Origin of the sequence: Cryobacterium sp. TMT1-3 (genome assembly GCF_004402315.1) — a bacterium.
GTDB classification, from domain to species: domain Bacteria; phylum Actinomycetota; class Actinomycetes; order Actinomycetales; family Microbacteriaceae; genus Cryobacterium; species Cryobacterium luteum.
The window spans coordinates 72,582-89,460 of the sequence record NZ_SOFW01000020.1 but is presented as its reverse complement, the minus strand read 5'-3'; the positions used below and the strand labels follow the sequence as shown (position 1 = coordinate 89,460).

Genomic DNA, 16,879 nt, shown 5'->3' with positions numbered 1-16,879 from the left:
CTCTTACGTCAGTACCTGCTGCGGGCGTTCAGGGCGGACGGCATCCGCTTTAGGGAATGTGCACGAGGTCCGTCGCGTCGCGGCGCATCGACGTGGGGTACTCGACGGTCGGAGTGCCCACGCGCACGAGCATTTGGATGGTTTCGCCGTGGGGCGCGTATTGCTCATGGATGGCCTGGTAGGGCACCGCCATGGTGGGGTATTCCTGCAGTACCTGGCTGAGCGGCTGCATCACCAGGCCGAGGCTGCGGGCTCTCAATGAAAACTGTGCAAAGAGCATTCCGGCCTGCACCTGCTCGGTGCGGGTGTTGCCTGCGGTGCTGATGAGACCGTACGCGGCGGTGTGGTCCACGCCCGCCTGGGTCATAGCGATGGCACTTTTTGCACCGGCCTCCTCACCGTTCAGCGAGGGAACGATGGTGATGAGCCCCTGCAGGAGGTACTTCATGAATCCGCTCGTGCCCTGACCTTCAACGGCGAAGCCGGAGCGCGCGTCGTTCTTGGCACCCTCGGTCGAGTGGAATACTGTGGCGCTTTCGGCGGTCGCTGCGGCGAATTCAGTCTCGATCAAGGTCCCCTCAACGCCGAACGCGGCCAGTGCGGCGCGGTCCTGTTCTGCGGATAGCACCTGCAGAGTGGCGCCGTCCCGGCTGAGTGCGGTGAGCTGGTCGGTCTGGGTGGCCGTCAGCGGGGCGTCGGTGTACGGTGCGCGGTTCGTGTCCGACAGGAAGAGCGCGTCAAAGTCGGGTGCGACGGCTTGCGCGTCGGCTGCCAGCGTGATTCGGGCAACCGGCAGGGCGCTCATCGAGGCCTCGAGGTCGGTCTCGTCGTATTCACCGTTGGGAAAGAGGTCGAACGTGGCCGCATAGCCAAGGTGGGCCGCGGAGACGCTCAGATACTCGAGAAACGTGCCCTGCGAGACCAGAAGCTGGCGAGCGAGCGGATCGACAGCAGGAGAGAGCCGCGTCGGGTCGGCGAACAGGTAGAGAACGTCGGAGTCAGCCGCGTCGAGTGTGATTGTCCACGGCTGCATGTTGTGCCCGCTCGGCGCGAGTAGTGCCTGGGAGGCGACCTTCAGGCGTGCGTCTTCGAACTGGGCGGAGTATGACGCCGCCCACGGTTGCAGATAGGTGGCCGGTACGAAGATGCCGCCAACCGTGAGCACGACGCCCAAGGCGAGAGTGACGACACCAACGACCGAAGCAGTCGTGATGAGAAGAACTTTTCGTGCCCGGTGCGGTCTGGTGGTGCGCAGCATGGTTACCTTCGGTGCGGAGATGAGGAACACTTCCAGTCAACTCATCCTCCTAAGCTCGTTGTAGTGCCGAAGGTCCTCAGTTGCCTCGGCGTAGGCTGCGGGTATGCGCGCAATCATCGTGAACTCCCCCGGCGGGCCAGACGCACTGACCCTCTCGACCGTGCCCGATCTTGAGGTCGGAACCCACGACATTCGGGTGGAGGTGGCCGCGGCGGGGGTGAACCGAGCCGATATCATGCAGCGGCAGGGCCGGTATCCGTCGCCCGCCGACGCACCGCAGTGGCCGGGGCTTGAAGTCTCCGGCGTGGTCACCGAAATCGGCGACGACGTGACCCGTTTCGGCATTGGAGACCGGGTCTGCGCCCTGCTTCCCGGCGGCGGCTATGCCACCGAAGTCGTGGTGCACGAAGGCCTGGCGCTGCTGGTGCCGCTGTCGATGGACCTCATCGACGCAGCCGCCCTGCCCGAAGCCCTCGCGACGGTGTGGTCGAACGTGTTCATGAGCGGTGAGCTCGCGCCCGGTGAGACCCTGCTCGTGCACGGCGGCGGCAGCGGAATCGGTACGACCGCCATTCAACTCGCCCGCCTGATGGACGCCCACGTAGCCGTCACGGCCGGGTCGGCCGAGAAACTCGCCGTCTGCGGGAGCCTCGGTGCCGAGGTTCTGATCAACTACCGCGAGCAGGACTTCGTGGCCGAGATCAAGGCCGCAACGGAGGGTCGCGGCGCTGATGTCATTCTCGACATCATGGGCGGCTCCTACGCGGCACGCAACATCGAGGCCGTCGCGATCAACGGACGCATCATGGTGATCGCCAACCAGAGCGGCGAACCGGCCACCTTCGACCCGTTCCGGCTCATGCAGAAACGTGCCCGGTACTGGGCCACCACGCTGCGCGCACGCTCCCTGGCCGAGAGAGTTCTCATCGTGCGCTCGCTCGAAGCGGCGGTCTGGCCCTTGATTGCGTCGGGCGAGTTCCGACCGGTGATCGACGGCCGATTCTCGTTTGCGACCGCAGCGGATGCGCACCATCGGCTGGAATCATCCGCTCACGTCGGCAAGATCGTGCTCGTGCCCTAGGGCCGACGCTACAGGAGCAGTGACGGGTTGGCGCTACTCCCGTCGGGGCTGTCGAAGTGTATGCGGTCCCGTCCGGTGCGCTTGGCTTCGTAGAGTGCGGCGTCGGCTCGAGCGAGCCAGTCCGGGACGGACTCCTCGTTACCGAGGGCGGCCAGCCCCACGCTGACCGTGCACTCCAGCCCCGGCGCGATGCTGTGCCACTCGTGGTTGCGTACCGCGCTCAGCAGCCGCTCGCAGGCGATGCCCGCCTCGACCAGGTTGGTATCAGCGAACACGATCAAGAACTCTTCGCCGCCCACCCGCACCGCGAGATCAGCGCTGCGGGTAATCGTGCGCAGCATGGCGGCCGTGATCGTCAGTACCTCATCGCCCGTCGCGTGGCCATGCTCATCGTTCACGCGTTTGAACTGATCGAGGTCGATCATCGCTGCGCACAGTTGCTGCGTTTCCGTGTGCGCCCCCCGAACCATCCACGGCAGTTCGCGATCAAGTCCCCGCCGATTCGCCAGTTGAGTGAGCGGATCGGTGTGGGCCTCATCGAAGAGTTTCTCGGCCCGCAAGCGTTCCACCCGCACTTCCACCTTGGATTTCTCGACCTCGTGGCGTGCCTGTTCGATCTCGATGGTGTTGATGAGCATCTGCGACTGTAGCCCGGCCGTCTGCACGGTCATCTGCAGGGTCACCTCGTGCAACTGCTCGTGGTGCGCGAGCGCTCGGGCGTAGCGTCCGCCGGCCTTATGCATCTCGAAGAGGGAACGGTGCAATTTGGCCAGCAGTGCGGGCTCGTCGTCGACGTCGGGGTTGGCCAGCTGGGCTTCCATCATGGCGGTCGCCTCGTCGAGGTGCCCCGCAGCCCGGGCGAGCTCGGCGAGTTGGGCGTCAATGTCGATCTCAAGACTGCGGTACCCGTGGGTCTTGCTGAGGGCCTTGCCCTGCAGGCCCTGGTCGCGAGCCTCGTCGTGCTGGCCCAAACCCACCAGGAGGCTCAACAGATTTGTGCGGGCAATCGCCTCATGAAAGGGATTCTCGTGCAGCTGCGCCAGGGAAGCCGCCTGCCTCATCAGCACCAGCCCGGCATTCAGCGGCTCAGACGCGTCCTCGCCCCGCGCGAGCATGGCCCGCCCAATGGCCAAATAGGTATCGCCGAGGTTGTTGACGGCCACGAAGCTCGTCTCCGGTTTATGCAGCGTCAGGGCGAGCGCGAGTGCCTGTTTTCCGAGATCCTCGGCCCGCACCGCATCATCCATCGCCCCGTGCACGAGCGACAACCGGGTGAGCGCCCAAAATTCAGCCGTCGGGTTTCCGCACGCCCGCGCCGTTTCACGCGCACCCAGCACGTGGTGCAACGCCGTCTCGTTCAGCGCCGTGTCGGAGAAGGCGAGGGCCAGAGTGCAGTGCACCTTCGACTGCGCCAGCAGGTCACCGTGCGCGGTGTAATACTCCAACGCCAGGAGTCCCTGCTGAACCGAGGTGCGGTAATCACCCAATCGCAGCCGGTGCAACATGAGCAGCTCGCGGGCGTTGGCGAGCTGCCGATCGGTCGCGGTCTGGTCGGCCAGCACCGCCTCGGCCTGCTGAGCTCCCTGGCGATGCTGCCCACTATCTGCCGCCCGCTGACTCTGAGCGAGCAGCTCTTCAATGGCCGCGCCCACCCCGGCGACGTAGGTGCCCAGCATATTCTGCCCCCCCGCTGTTGGCGGCTCGAACGCTCCGAGCGGCGGACCGCGATCACGCGGACCGGAACGAACGAGTCAGCTGACAATTTCTGGCTCTGCTACCAGCATAAACATGCGGGTGCTCTAATGACCGGGTCTAGCCCACATGTGGGGACAGAATGGCTAAGGTTACGGCGCTCGGGGCGTCAGCGTGATTGTCGCAACGGTCTCGACGAGCGGATGCCCGTGGTCGCCGCCCTGCACGACGCCCCGTTCCCAATGAAGCTCAAGCCCGGCGGGAGTGTCCTCCAGGCTCGCGAGGCAATTGTCGAACCAGGGACCCTTGATGCCGGACCAGCGGAACGGCGGCGACGAAACGCCGGCCGAGCGGGCCAGCAGCGCGCTCAGGCGTGTTGCTATCCCGTAGGCGAGCACAGCGGAGAAGGACCGCATGGCTCGGGGAAGCGGATTGCGGATCGGCGAGCAGACGGCCTGAACGATGCGACTGCCCGATGTTCGCTGCACCTCGGACACGGTCGAGTAGTGCACGTCACCCGACAGGAACGTCACCGTCTGTGGGGGCGTTCCGCGCTGGCCGTCGGCCACTTCCGTGGCCATCCGTGCGAGCTGGCGGAAGCTGCGCTGAAAAGCACCCCAATGCTCCAGGTCGACCAACTGACGCAGGCGCTCACCCATCCGCGCGGCCGGTTTGCCCCAGGCACCCTCAGACACGGCTTCATCCCACGCCTCCAGGTGATGGAGCCCGGGCGGCAGCAGGAAGGGCAGGGAGGTACCGACCAGCAGGTGGCGAAAGCCGCCGCGCATCCGCTCGTCGAGCCAGTGGGTTTCGTCTTCGTCAAGCAGGGCGCGTCGGGCAGGTTCCAGTTGCCGAGCTGCGCGGGAGTCGACCACGATCAGGCGAACATCGTTGATGTCGCGGCAGTAACTCCACCGGTAGCTGGTGGGTTCCTGATCGCACCGCTGTGCAAACGCATCGAGCCGGGCACTGATATCGAGTTCGGCGGCGGCGCTGTGGCCGGCGATCTCCCGCCACATCTCGTCGTCGGCTCGTTCGGCGGGCGACATGTTGCCGAGATGCTGGTACACCCAGTAGGAGGCCAACCCCGCAACGATGCGCCCCCGCCACCACGTCGTCGCCTCCATCTCGCGCTTCCAGCTCAGCGAGGTATTCCAGTCGTCGCGAATATCGTGGTCATCGAAAATCATCGCGGTCGGCACGGTAGCCAGCAGCCAACGGTTCGCTTCATCTGACCAGGCCAGGCGGTAGAGGTGCGCGTACTCTTCGAAGTCGGCCAGTTCTTCGCCGGGCGGCTCGCTGATGTCCCGCCGCGCCCGAATGAACTCCTGCATCTTCTCCGTGGTCAGGTCGGCATAGACCTGATCGCCGAGAAAGAGGATCAGATCCGGCCGCGGCACGCCGGTGTTCGGCGAAGCCAGGCGAAGAGCGCTGGCTCGCAGGGCGTCGACGCCGTGCGAGCGGTTGCCGTTTTCGTCGTGGGGAACACTGGTGCGGCAGGAACCAAACGACAGGCGAAGCGCATGCTCGCTCCCCAGGGTCGCGATGACAGAGGCGGGAAACGCGGACTCGGAATCAGGCCACACCAGATTGCCGTCGATCTCCACGGTGTACGGCAGGGTCGAATCGGGGTGCAGGTCGTGCACGTGCACCAGGGCGTAGTGATGGCCGTGCACGGCGAAGGTGCGCGCCGCCCACGAGCGACCATCGGCCCGCACCACAACCTGACCGGCATCCCGCGTCTCGAACCAGATACTCGCCGAGACAGCGTCGACGTACCGCATCATGGGGCCGAGAATGAGGCGCGAACTCGTCATGAGTCAGTTGTACCGCTCCGACTCCGCGGTGGCTACGCTTACGGCCCTTCTGGGCCGCTCGCCTCGTCTTTGAACGCGCCGGCGTTTACCGGGCCGCAGTTTCGGGCGCACGTCGCCGTGAAGTCCCAGGGTCGGGTGCACGCGGGCGACGAACTGCGCCTGACCCAGATCGCGCTCGTGGATATGGCGCCGCGGGCGGCATCCAGCGGCCGCACGGTGCTCGCGACACACGAGCTTCGCGGCTGATTTCTCCGTTGGTGCGTCAGCAGGCCGCTCACGTTGGTCGATGGCGGTCTCGACAGGCTCGACCAGCGGTGTGGGGATCTTCGCAGACCGGCGCGAGCGAAGTGGTGCGGGGCAGAGGCTACGGCTGCGGCTGCGGCTGCGGCTGCGGCTGCCTGGCTCGGGGCCCATCAACCGAAGAGTACGCTCGAAATGTGTTGTCCCGCGATCTGATTCGACTGTATCCCGAGCTCTACCACGTGGCCGCCGACGACAGCTGGCCCGCCATTGAGCGGCACGGGCTGCTCAGTCCGTCCGCGCTCGTGACCCGCTGGGGCGTCAAGCAGGGCGCCCCGCAGGCTGCCATTCTGGGCAAGCGGCGCGGTGAGTCGCACGTGCTGGAGCATCCGGAATTCGGCACTGCGGTCATCCGTCACCAGAAGGCCATTCATGAGCCCTCGCTCGAGGACGCCCTCGACGATATGACGCTCGCCGAATGGTACGCGGCCCTCAACGACCGGGTGTTCTTTCACCTGCAGCCGCGGCTGCTGCGTGACCTGCTGAACGCCCGCTCCTACCGCGACGACGCCCACACCGTGATCACCCTGAACACGAAGAGCCTGGTTGCCGCCCACGAGAACGAGATCGAGCTGAGCGCCATCAACTCCGGCTTCGCGCAGCGGCACAGTAAGGAACCGCGCGGGCGCGACACCTTCGAGTCGATCGAAGAATACCGGCACCCCACCCGGTCGCACGCGGTGACCAAGGGGCAGGATATCGCCGAGCTCGCCATCCCCCGCGGGGTGCGCGATCTGCGCGACCACGTCGTTCGCGTGGAGCGGATGCGTGAGGGCACGGTTCTCGAGCGCCTCACCTAGGCCGCGTCTGGCTCCGGCAGGGGGCCAATTCAGGAAATCCGGGCTCGCACGGTTATCCCACCCGCTGTTCTGGCAACGACCGGATGCTGGCCGGCGCAATTTTCCTGATTTGGCCACGAAACGAGGCGGGCGGTGCAGGGTCAGCGGGCGGCGAGGTACTCGACGGCGGTGACGATGAGCGGCGCGGTCGCCAGAGCGAGCACGGTCGCGGCCGCCGCAGCGGCGAGAACTGTGAACGTCGTGCGTCGGGTGCGGGCGGCCGCGACCTGCTGTTCGAGTGCGGTGAACCGGGCGTGCAGGTGCGCCGGAGCGAGCGGCTGGCCGGCCGCACGCCAGGTCCCCGGGTCGTCGACGAGCGTGGTGAGCGCGGCCTGCTGCTCGGCGCTGAACACCTGCGGGCGCCCAACGAGCCACCGGCGGAGGCGTGGCGAGTCGATGACCGTCACGGTATCGGGCTTGCGGGCGAGTAAAATCTTGTGCGGGTTGACCAGCACGATCACGGGTTGAACCACGGAGGTCGCCGGCATCGCCTTGGCGAGCAGCGCGGTGATCTGGGCCGATTCGAACCGGGCGTCACGCAGGTACGGCATGGCGTGTTCGCCGATCGGGATCGAACGCTGCGAACCGGTCAGGTCGCGATCCCAGTGGGTCTTCGAGTTGATCGAGAAAATTCCTCCCGGGCCGACGACGAGGTGATCGACCCAGAACGCTGTGTGGCGAATGGGCAGGGAATGATAGACGCTGTACCCCTCGGGGAGCCGGGCGAGAATATCTCCGACAATCATCTCGGCCTGCGCCGCCCGCAACCAGCTCAACTCGTTCGCATCGAGCGGCGAGGCGCCCAAGGTGCGGGCCAGCCGGGAGCGCTGCGGTCGGTCGCCATGCTGGCGGAGCAGTTCCTCAACGACGGATTGGCCGGCAAACCGGCCGGGAGCGGTGGGGATGAACGGCACCGCCGAGCGAGCGGGCTCGCTGTCACGAGCGGGTACTCCAGCGCCGAGAATTGTTATGGCCACGTTCACTTGCCTCACCACGGGTTTGCACCCCGTACTATGGTGGCACCGACACCTGCCGATTCCGTTCCAACAATCGGCCGTGTCGCAGCATTGGTTAGCAATTCCTAAGTAATGCTCATTCGGCACTGGAGCGACGTGCGAGGCTGGCGCGGAGCATCCGCTATCAATCTAGGGGTGCAGCCTTGAATGCTGCCTCCCCCACTAAGTAGGGCAACGTCGGCTAGCCTGAAAGTCCCCCACCGATTGGATCCGTACGTGAAACACCTGACTTTCAACGTTTGCGCGATCGCGGGACTCGGATTCAGTGGCCTGGCCGTGCTTCTGCTGCTGGCCAATCTGCTCGCGGGCAACCAGTTCGTCGACGTGATCCTTCCGGCGGCCGTGGTGTCGCTCGTGGTCGGCGGAGCGTTCTCGGTGCGCGCACGCCTGCTGTCCGCCAAGGGGAACGGGCCGACGAAGCGCTAAGCGTCGGGGTGCGTGCCGGTCGTGAGCTGCTCACGAAGCGCCCGAACGACGAGGGCGTGGTCGTCAAGCTGCGGCAGACCGGAGACGCCGACCATGCCCACCATCGCGCCGTGCACGAACAGCGGAAACGCTCCCCCGTGTGCAGCAAACCGTGCCGGGTCCAGCCGGGAATCACGGTCGAAATCGACCCCACGGCTGCGAAACTCCACGCCGACGGCGAGCGAAGAATGCCCGTACCTGCGCACGACGGCGAACTTGCGTTCCAGCCAGGCGTCATTATCAGCGGATGCTCCCCCCAGGCCGGCCTGAAACACCCGTTGGTCACCCAGCATGATCGCGATCGCGATCGGCAGGGCCTGCGCGGCGGCGATCGTGCGCAGCCGGGTACCGAGCACCCAGGCATCGTCGTGGCTGAAGCCGGAGAACTGCAGGGTGCGTTCCTGGTCGAGCAGGGTGTTCAGGTGGGCGAGGTCGTCGCTGTGCATCGGGAGTCCATTCCGGGCGTCGTTGCCGTGGCGCCACCTGTCGGCGGTGGCTACTCCCCCACGGTATCGGGCCGCGGCACGATTGACGGGCGAACACCCCAGGTCAGCGGGTTGTCGATCACGGCCGCGAGCTCCATGCGTTCGATCGGGCGCAGTACCTGCGGGCGGGCGGCCAGCCAGGAGCCGAGCGCGCCGGCGCCGAGCACCGGCATCCCTGCCTTTCGCGCGGTCGGGCGGCCGCTGGTCCACAGCGCGCGGGCGCCGAGCACGACGAGAGCCGGTTGCACCGCTGTGCGCAGCGGAAGCCGTCCGCGCAATAGCGCCGTGAGGCGGTGCGCATCGGCTGCGGCGAGCGCGAGATTCGGCGAGCACGCTCCGGCGGCGAACACCGTGTGGCCGTGCACCCAGGCAATCCGGCCGTCATAGAGCTGCGCGTGCAGCGCGAGAACACCGCCGGGGCCGACCAACAGGCGCACCGCGCATGCGTTGTCACCGCCGAGTGCGGGTGAGCTGAAGGCGGCCCAATGCTCGGGCAGCGTGTCAAGCAGCGTGTCAACGGCGATCTCGCTGCGTGCCCTGGCCAGCGCCAGGTCGATCGGCGTCACCGCCGGGCGGAGGGCACGACCAAGCAGCCAGGCCGGGCCGGTCGAACTTCGAGGCGCTCCAGCGCGAGTCGATTCGGGCAGTTCCGGGGGCGTCGTCAGACGCCGCCGCGTGGAGAGTATGTGAGTCATCAGTGCTCCTCGCCGGGTTCTATATCCTGCCAGCGTCATCCGCTTTTCAAGACCCCCAAAATGGGTGACTTTTCACCAATGCTGATGCGCGCCGTGTTTCGCGATCGGCCGGGCAGGCCCCGTATATTCGAAGGGTCGTACCGTGCGGCCAGAGGGAGCCCGATGACCGTTCGACGTGCACTTCCATCGTTTCTGGTGATCGGGTCGATCGTGGGGGTGTTCGCGGCGATCCTGGTGGGATCGTCGGTGGCGGGGTCATCCGTTTCGTCTGAACGGGCCGAACCCACCAGTAGTGCACGAGCTTCGGCGTCACCGGCCGTCACTGCGGCCCCCGAGGCTCCGTTTGATACCGCGGCCCTCACCGTGCTTGCGACCCTTCCGGTGAAGGGGCGCGCGCCGAAAACCGGCTACGACCGCGAGGGTAGTTTCGGATCGGCCTGGCAGGATGTGGACCAGAACGGATGCGACACCCGTAACGACATCCTGGCCCGCGACCTCACCGTTCTCGTGGTCGACAGCAGCTGTGAGGTTCAGAGCGGCACGCTGCTCGGCCCCTATACCGGCCTGACCATCGCCTTCGTGCGCGGCCAGACGACCTCAGCGCTCGTGCAGATCGACCACGTCGTGGCGCTCTCGAATGCCTGGCAGACCGGCGCTCAGCAGCTGTCGCCGGAGCAGCGGGTGGCGCTCGCCAACGATCCGCTCAATCTGCTCGCCGTCGACGGCGTGACCAACTCGCGCAAGGGCGACGGCGACACGGCCACCTGGCTGCCGCCGCTGAAGAGTTATCGGTGCGCCTATGTGGCTCGACAGGTGTCGGTGAAGGCGAGCTACGCGCTGTGGGTGACGGCGGCCGAACGAGATGCCATGATGCGCATCCTGTCGGACTGTCCCGACGAGGTCGCGAGTATCGATACGGATCCCTTTGTCGCGCCGACCGTCGAAGCGCCGCTCCCGAGCGACGTCTATTTTGAGAACTGCACCGCCGCCCGCGAGGCCGGAGCGGCCCCCGTGCACAGCGGTGATCCCGGCTACGGCCGCCACCTCGACCGCGACGGTGACGGGACCGGCTGCGAATAGTCGGGAGTCAGGCAGCGGCCAGGGGCAGGGTGAGCGCGAAGCGGGCACCGCGCGGCGCGGCTGCCACAGCACCGTCGACCACAGCACCGTCGACCACAGCACCGTCGACCGCAGCACCGTCGACCGCAGCAACCGGATCGAGGCACTGTAGGGTGCCGCCGTGCGTTCGGGTCAGCGCCCGGGCAATCGACAGGCCCAGGCCGGAACCGCCGCGGTTGCTCGCCCGCGCGGGGTCGAGGCGCACGAACCGTTCACAGATGCGCTCCCGGTCACCCTCGGGAACGCCGGATCCGGAATCGGTCACCTCGAGCTGCGCGGTGCCGTCGGCACCGACCAGGCTGGTGCGGATGCTCGCTCCCGCCTCGGTGGCGTTCCGCACGTTCCCGAGCAGGTTCGTCACAATCTGCGCCAACCGTTGCGCGTCGCCGCTCACCCACACATCGGGTTCGACTGTCAGTTCGTATTCGCGGCCGGCCCCGAGCTGTCGCTGCTCGGCGACCACAGCACGAGTGAATGCCGACAGGTCGACCGGCTCGAAGGCCACGCCCGGGTCTCCCTGGTCGAGTCGGGTCATGAGCAGCAGGTCGTCGACCAGCCGGGCGGCGCGTTGCGTCTGCTGAATCATGCTGATGGTGACGCTCTCCCGTTCGGCGCGGGGCGGATTGTCGCGCAGCGGCGTTTCAGTCCCCAACGGAAGCCGAGCGGCTTGGTGATGCCCGTCTTCTCGCGCTACAGCGCGCCCACGAGACGGGGCACGGACAACAGAAGTTCCATGGCCGCCACGGTGGTGAGCACCACCCCCAGCGGCAACCACAGCAGGCGGGTGCGTCGGGCCCGAGCCACTTCGGTCTCGAGCACACCGAATCGCTGCAGGATCTCGGCCGGCTCGAGCGCTGGGAGGGCCTGCCAGAGCACCGGATTCTCGACGAACCCGGCGATCTCCAGCCGGTCGAGGGGCGCCAGAACCGGAGGCAGTCCCTGCAGCCACGCGCACAGGTTGGCCACCTCGATGATCTTCACCCGCGACGGCGGTGCCTTCACCGTGACGCTCCTGGTGTCCACGAGCACGACGACCCCGTGCACCGACGCGGCGCGCGGCATCCGCTGAGAAAGAAGAGTGGTCAGGCTGACCGCTTCATATTCCGCTTCCCTTATATAGGGAATCTTGCGGGCACCGACCAGCACGCTGCGCCCGGCTACCTGCACGGCCTTACGCGCTTGTCGGTCGGAGTGGAGGGCGAATACGCCGCCTGGGCCGATCACGAGGTGGTCGACGTCGGCGCCGCTGTCGCCGACCGGGAGGGAATGAAAGACGATCCACTCCCTGGGCAGGTCGGCCAGAGCCAGTCCCACCGCGATTTCGGCGCGCGCGGCAGCAAAGCATCGCACGGCATCGGCGCCGAGTGGGGAGCGACCAATCAGGCGTTCCAACGGGTTGCGAGGCGCCATCAGGCGCTGCTCCAGCAGGAGCACTTCTATGATCGATTGCGCAGGGCAACGCTGTCGCATGATCGGAGTATCGATGGTCACGGTTCTCCTGTTCGGGTGCTTGAATCTAGCCGCTCCGAGACCGTGGCCAAGAGCCCCAGAAGAGGTGCTTGTATCTGAGGTTCGCTCGTGATTATCATGCCGGCAACGAGATGCGAACTTTAAGATCTGAATCACCTGTGCCTGCGCTCATCCATTAGGGGGTGTACATTCCTTCGCTTAGGCTGAGCCAGCAACTTAGGCTGGCCGTTTGGTCCCCTGCGCCTGGGGGCTCCAAGGTAAAGCCACCTGCACCATGAACAAGAAGAACATTCTCATCGCCACCGCCGTCGGCGTGGTCCTCGTGCTGGGTGGTGCAGGCATCGCCCTGGCCGTCAGCGACCTGGGCGACAACGACGGCCCGCTCACGGGCGAGACCCTCGATCGTGCGAGCAACGCGGCCCTGGCCGAAGTCGGCCCGGGCACCGTGACGAGCGCGGAGCGCAACGATGACGGCGGCAGCGTCTACGACCTCGAGGTGCGCCTCGACGATGGAACCACGCTCGACGTTGAGCTCAACGATTCCTTCGATGTGGTCTGGGTCGGCGACTACGACACCAACGACAACAACTCAAACACCAATTCACCGGCGCCGAGTGCGACCCCGTCGGCCACGGCCGACACGAGTGCCGCCGACCAGGCCGCCAGTGAGCGCGGCAGTGCTGAAGCCGCCGCCCTTGCCGCGATCGGCAGCGGTCGCGTCACTGACTTCGACCGGGACGACGACTGGGATCACCTCTATGAGGTTGAGGTCACCCTCGACAACGGCAGCGACCGCGACGTCGACCTCGACGCCAATTTCGTCGTCGTGAGCGTTGACGACGTGCAGCAATAAGTCTTCTGCGCTGAAGCGCTGAGCGAATTCGCTCAGCGCTTCAGTGACGTCAGCGTTCGACGAGAATGCCGTCTTCATCGCAGTACACGGTGCGTCCGGGAGTGAAGACCACGCCGGCGAACTCGACGACGGCATCCGCTACCCCCGAGCCGGTCTTGGAACTCTTGCGCGGGTTGCTGCCGAGGGCTTTCACCCCGAGATCAAGGGCGCCGATGGCGACTCGGTCACGCACTGCGCCATTGATAATCGCGCCGGACCAGCCGTTCGCGACGGCGAGGTCGGCGATCATGTCGCCCATCAGCGCGGAGTTGAGTGAGCCGCCGCCATCGATGACGAGTACCGCGCCGTCACCGGGTGTGGACAGGATCGACTTGAGCAGGGCGTTGTCTTCGAAGCAGGTGACCGTGCGGATCGGGCCGCTGAAGCGAGCTCGCCCACCGATCGTCTGAAACTGCAGGGGTACGGATTGCAGCTCTTCGCCACGCTCGTCGTACAAATCGGCGGTCAATACGGTCATTGTTCCTCCAGGGTGTCGTTGCTTCCAGAGTAGGCCCCTCGGGGTGACGGTCAGAAACGGATGCTGAAGCTGCTCGCGGTGACGCTGGCCAACACGTCGGGCAGCACCTGCACCCCGATGCCGGGGCCGGTGGGCACGCGCAGGTGCCCGTTCTCGAGTTCGAACGGTGCGGTGAGGTCGTGTTTGAAATACCGGCTGGAGGCCGAGGTGTCCCCCGGCAGTACGAAGTTAGGCAGGGCGGCGAGGGCCACGTTGGCGGCCCGGCCGATGCCGGTTTCGAGCATGCCACCGCACCAGACGGGCACTCCGTGGGCTGCCGCCACATCGTGGATGCGGCGGGCTTCGAGGTAGCCGCCGACCCGGGCCGGCTTGACATTGATGATGCTGCAGGCGCCGAGGGTGATCGCCGTCGCGGCGTCGCGGGCCGATTCGATCGATTCGTCGAGGCAGATCGGCGTCGTGATGAGCTTGGCCAGATTGGCGTGGCCGAGCAGGTCATCCTCCTTCATCGGCTGTTCCATCAGCAGCAGGTCGAAGGGGTCGAGCAGGGCAAGGTGCCGGGCGTCGGCGAGGGTGTACGCGGTGTTAGCGTCGACCTGCAGCAGCAGGTCGGGGCCGAATCGTTCGCGCACGGCCCGTACCGGAGCCAGGTCCCAGCCGGGTTCGATTTTCAGTTTGATGCGCAGGTAGCCCTCGGCGAGGTAGCCGGCGACCGCGTCGAGAAGCTCGGGGATCGAGTCCATGATGCCCACCGAGACACCGGCCGGAACCGTGTCGCGCACCGCGCCGAGGTGGCTGCCGAACGAGACGCCGGTTGTTTTCAGCTGCGCATCGAGGATGGCCGTCTCGAGCACGGCCTTGCTCATCCTGTGCCCCTTGACCGGCTCGAGCGCGGTGGCAACGCGTTCGGCGCTGAGTCGGTCGCCGAGGGCCTGCAACCGGGGCACGAGATGGTCGCGAATGACAAAGTCACTCGCATCGAGAAATTCACTGCTGTAGAGCGGATGCGCGTCGGCGGCGCACTCGGCCCAGCCCTCGGCATCCGCTGTGGTGACGCGCACGACGGTGACCTCCCGCTCGGTGGAGGTGCCGAACGAGGTGCGGAACGGCCGCACCAGCGGCATGTGTACGCGGCGTAGCTCGATGGTCTCGATTTTCATTCTGTTCCTCCTGGCTCGATTCGGTACCAGCCGTCCCGGCTGACCCCGCGGGCTATCTGACCCGAAGCGAATACATCGGTGAAAATTGAACGGATCCTGCGGCGCCACTCGGCCGCGACCTCCGGGTTCTGCGCGCGCAGGGCCACGATGTCGGTGGGAACCCGGCACCACAGGGCGCCGTTCGCCGATACCAGTACGGGGTTACCGTCGGGGCCTTCTTGGAGCACATCGCTCGGGCTATAGGAGGGTCGGTCAACCGCGATCGGGCGGTCTTCGCTGCAGGCTGTGGCTTCGGCGCTCGTGAGCGGCCAGACGGCGACGAGTCGGTCGCTTTCATCGTTGGCGTTCATCTCGCCCTGCATGGGGCCGTAGAAGTCGACGACGTACTCGTTCGCATGGGCGCCGAGTTTGCTGAGATTGAAGCGAGCGTTGCGGCTGACCAGGGGGTCGAAGGTCCAGGTCATCTCGGTGAGGTCGCGGGCCAGTCCCCAGGCGCGCTGGTGCTGCTTGAGGGCGAAGCCCACGCCGCGGTCGCTGATTCCGGGTGCAACGCCGGCGATCAGGGAGTACATCGATGAGGACTGCGGGGTGACGATGGCCGCAGCAGCACCGATGATTCTTCCGGCTTGGTCGCGGGCCGCGGTCACATTGCAGCCGGCGTGGCTGATGCTGCGCAGCAGCTCGGAGGGGATGGCGCTCTCGCCGGGCGGCAGCAGCCACACCCGGCTGAACAGGGCTTCGATCTCAAGAAAACCGGCCAGACTGCTCTCGTCACTCACGACGGCGCCGGCCGATTCGGCCGCGACCAGCGCGGCGGTTTCGGCCTGCTGGGTGAGAGACCATTTCTGGGACATCTGCCCAGTCTGGCAGCCTCGCCCGCCAGCCGTCTGCCCCACTCACCTTGAGAAGTGCACGACTCGCCCGAATGCAGCTTCGGGCAAAATTCCCGACAGATCTGAGAAAGCCTCGCTTTCGCGGGGTGGGTTTGGTACACTCGTTCTATGAGCCAGCGCGGCGACACCCCCCAGCCGGGCCGCGCCGATCCGTTCTTCGCCGCGTACGGCCGACCGCCGATCACTCTCGAGGAGCGTGCCGAGTTCGAGGTGTTTTGGGCGCAGTGCCAGGCAGACTGGCAGGTCGAAATTGCTGAGGGCCTCGGGCAGTTCGCTCCGTACGAGGCCCTCCACCTCGGACTGGTCGGGTACGCCCGCAACCGACCCGACGGATCGGTGGAACTCGAAATCGAGGGGCGGGAAGCATCCGTTTCGCGCATGCTGCTCTGGCTTCAGACCGGCCCGCGCTACGCCGTCGTGACCGCCCTCGAGGTGAGTGATGTCGCCGCAACCGGCGAGAGCGAATTTCAGATCACCGACTGAGGTCGGAGGCCGCCCGGCGCTGGCGTAGCGTTAGCCTATGACCGCGCGCACGAGCCCCACCGGGGGGCGGCAATGAGAGCGCGCACCGCTTTCGGTGTGGCGCGCCTCGGCCTGACGGCAGTAGGACTGGTCGCGCTGATCGGCTACTTTCAGTACACCCTCGGGGTGGCCACCTTTGCGATTGCCAACTTTTTCAGCTATTTCACGGTGCAGAGCGCCATCGCGTCGGTCTTCGTCTTTGTGACGGCCGCCGGGGTGGCTTTGCGACGACCCACCGACCCGGCCTGGCTCGACATGTTGCGCGCCATGGTCACCACCTACATTCTGGTCTCGGGCGTGGTCTACGGAATCATCGTCTGGCAGTCCTCGGGAGCGAATTACTCGATCGAAGTGCCGTGGTCGAGCCAACTGCTGCACTTCGTGATTCCGGTCTTCGCCCTGATCGACTGGATCGTCGACCCGTTCAAAGCCCGTCTGTCGTGGAAGTATCTCGGCTGGGCCATTGTCTTTCCGGTGTTCTGGCTGGTCTTCACCCTCATTCGCGGACCGATTGTGGGCTGGTACCCATACTTTTTTCTCGACGCCCGCCAGGTGAGCGGCCCGGGCGAGACCGTGTTCTATTGCCTCATCATCGTGGCGATCATCACCGGCGTCGCGGCGCTGCTCACCTGGATCACGCGCCTGAAGCGGATGCCACGCCACCTGGTTTTGCCCTGGCGAGCCTCAGCCTGACCTG

19 protein-coding genes are annotated in these 16,879 nt (G+C 66.2%); 8 read left to right on the top strand and 11 right to left on the bottom strand.

Annotated elements, in window-relative coordinates; genetic code table 11:
* Positions 1 to 49 precede the first annotated feature (49 nt).
* Entirely contained in the window at positions 50 to 1,288 is a 1,239-nt protein-coding gene (locus E3O25_RS06095; RefSeq protein WP_198410961.1) for a hypothetical protein, read from the bottom strand.
* A gap of 73 nt (positions 1,289 to 1,361) precedes the next feature.
* Here E3O25_RS06095 and E3O25_RS06090 point away from each other — a divergent pair, with 73 nt between their 5' ends.
* A complete protein-coding gene (locus E3O25_RS06090) occupies positions 1,362 to 2,339 on the top strand; it encodes an NAD(P)H-quinone oxidoreductase (protein ID WP_134360728.1) in 978 nt (325 codons plus the stop codon).
* 8 nt (positions 2,340 to 2,347) lie between these two features.
* Here E3O25_RS06090 and E3O25_RS06085 read toward each other — a convergent pair whose 3' ends face one another.
* Positions 2,348 to 4,015, bottom strand: a complete 1,668-nt coding sequence (locus E3O25_RS06085) for a diguanylate cyclase (RefSeq protein WP_134360727.1) — start codon at positions 4,013 to 4,015, stop codon at positions 2,348 to 2,350.
* A gap of 168 nt (positions 4,016 to 4,183) precedes the next feature.
* On the bottom strand, positions 4,184 to 5,848 hold the full coding sequence (locus tag E3O25_RS06080) for an alkaline phosphatase D family protein (protein WP_134360726.1): 1,665 nt from the start codon (positions 5,846 to 5,848) through the stop codon (positions 4,184 to 4,186).
* A gap of 69 nt (positions 5,849 to 5,917) precedes the next feature.
* Between E3O25_RS06080 and E3O25_RS16905 the strand changes: the two genes are divergently transcribed.
* Together E3O25_RS16905 and E3O25_RS06075 are read left to right on the top strand one after the other, a co-directional pair.
* Positions 5,918 to 6,094, top strand: a complete 177-nt coding sequence (locus E3O25_RS16905; protein ID WP_166787669.1) for a hypothetical protein — start codon at positions 5,918 to 5,920, stop codon at positions 6,092 to 6,094.
* A 191-nt stretch (positions 6,095 to 6,285) separates the two neighbouring features.
* Entirely contained in the window at positions 6,286 to 6,948 is a 663-nt protein-coding gene (locus E3O25_RS06075; RefSeq protein ID WP_092111251.1) for a hypothetical protein, read from the top strand.
* A 140-nt stretch (positions 6,949 to 7,088) separates the two neighbouring features.
* On the opposite strand, the gene E3O25_RS06070 is transcribed toward E3O25_RS06075, so the two are convergent.
* Positions 7,089 to 7,964: a nuclease-related domain-containing protein gene (locus E3O25_RS06070; RefSeq protein ID WP_134360725.1), complete on the bottom strand. Its 876-nt coding sequence runs from the start codon at positions 7,962 to 7,964 to the stop codon at positions 7,089 to 7,091.
* Positions 7,965 to 8,219: 255 nt separating this feature from the next.
* Between E3O25_RS06070 and E3O25_RS06065 the strand changes: the two genes are divergently transcribed.
* Entirely contained in the window at positions 8,220 to 8,429 is a 210-nt protein-coding gene (locus tag E3O25_RS06065) for a hypothetical protein (RefSeq protein ID WP_134360724.1), read from the top strand.
* Here the strand turns inward: E3O25_RS06065 and E3O25_RS06060 are convergent.
* Both E3O25_RS06060 and E3O25_RS06055 read right to left on the bottom strand, forming a co-directional pair.
* Positions 8,426 to 8,914: a heme-degrading domain-containing protein gene (locus E3O25_RS06060; protein ID WP_092111246.1), complete on the bottom strand. Its 489-nt coding sequence runs from the start codon at positions 8,912 to 8,914 to the stop codon at positions 8,426 to 8,428. The two genes, E3O25_RS06065 and E3O25_RS06060, sit on opposite strands and share 4 nt — an antisense overlap.
* Before the next feature lie 50 nt (positions 8,915 to 8,964).
* Positions 8,965 to 9,648 carry a hypothetical protein gene (locus tag E3O25_RS06055; RefSeq protein WP_092111244.1) on the bottom strand — a complete coding sequence of 228 codons (684 nt, stop codon included), beginning with the start codon at positions 9,646 to 9,648 and terminating at the stop codon, positions 8,965 to 8,967.
* A gap of 162 nt (positions 9,649 to 9,810) precedes the next feature.
* On the opposite strand from E3O25_RS06055, the gene E3O25_RS06050 reads away from it, so the two are divergent.
* On the top strand, positions 9,811 to 10,728 hold the full coding sequence (locus E3O25_RS06050) for a DUF1524 domain-containing protein (RefSeq protein ID WP_134360723.1): 918 nt from the start codon (positions 9,811 to 9,813) through the stop codon (positions 10,726 to 10,728).
* A 7-nt stretch (positions 10,729 to 10,735) separates the two neighbouring features.
* Here the strand turns inward: E3O25_RS06050 and E3O25_RS06045 are convergent, their stop codons facing one another.
* Positions 10,736 to 11,419 carry a cell wall metabolism sensor histidine kinase WalK gene (locus E3O25_RS06045; RefSeq protein WP_134360722.1) on the bottom strand — a complete coding sequence of 228 codons (684 nt, stop codon included), beginning with the start codon at positions 11,417 to 11,419 and terminating at the stop codon, positions 10,736 to 10,738.
* A gap of 38 nt (positions 11,420 to 11,457) precedes the next feature.
* A complete protein-coding gene (locus E3O25_RS06040; protein ID WP_134360721.1) occupies positions 11,458 to 12,258 on the bottom strand; it encodes a nuclease-related domain-containing protein in 801 nt (266 codons plus the stop codon).
* A 253-nt stretch (positions 12,259 to 12,511) separates the two neighbouring features.
* Between E3O25_RS06040 and E3O25_RS06035 the strand changes: the two genes are divergently transcribed.
* On the top strand, positions 12,512 to 13,090 hold the full coding sequence (locus E3O25_RS06035; RefSeq protein ID WP_134360720.1) for a PepSY domain-containing protein: 579 nt from the start codon (positions 12,512 to 12,514) through the stop codon (positions 13,088 to 13,090).
* 49 nt (positions 13,091 to 13,139) lie between these two features.
* On the opposite strand, the gene rraA is transcribed toward E3O25_RS06035, so the two are convergent.
* From rraA to E3O25_RS06020, 3 genes are read right to left on the bottom strand one after another with little or no spacing between them, the layout of a single operon-like run.
* Entirely contained in the window at positions 13,140 to 13,607 is a 468-nt protein-coding gene (gene rraA / locus E3O25_RS06030; RefSeq protein ID WP_092111237.1) for a ribonuclease E activity regulator RraA, read from the bottom strand.
* A gap of 50 nt (positions 13,608 to 13,657) precedes the next feature.
* Complete coding sequence (gene menC / locus E3O25_RS06025; protein WP_134360719.1) at positions 13,658 to 14,767, bottom strand: o-succinylbenzoate synthase; 1,110 nt, start codon at positions 14,765 to 14,767, stop codon at positions 13,658 to 13,660.
* A complete protein-coding gene (locus E3O25_RS06020; RefSeq protein ID WP_092111233.1) occupies positions 14,764 to 15,621 on the bottom strand; it encodes a hypothetical protein in 858 nt (285 codons plus the stop codon). The genes menC and E3O25_RS06020 overlap by 4 nt, the downstream gene beginning before the upstream one ends.
* Before the next feature lie 147 nt (positions 15,622 to 15,768).
* Here E3O25_RS06020 and E3O25_RS06015 point away from each other — a divergent pair, with 147 nt between their 5' ends.
* Positions 15,769 to 16,143, top strand: coding sequence for an acylphosphatase (locus tag E3O25_RS06015; RefSeq protein WP_134360718.1), 375 nt, complete (start codon positions 15,769 to 15,771; stop codon positions 16,141 to 16,143).
* 72 nt (positions 16,144 to 16,215) lie between these two features.
* The gene (locus tag E3O25_RS06010) at positions 16,216 to 16,875 is read left to right on the top strand and encodes a Pr6Pr family membrane protein (RefSeq protein ID WP_134360717.1); all 660 of its coding nucleotides are present in this window, start codon (positions 16,216 to 16,218) and stop codon (positions 16,873 to 16,875) included.
* Positions 16,876 to 16,879: the final 4 nt, after the last annotated feature.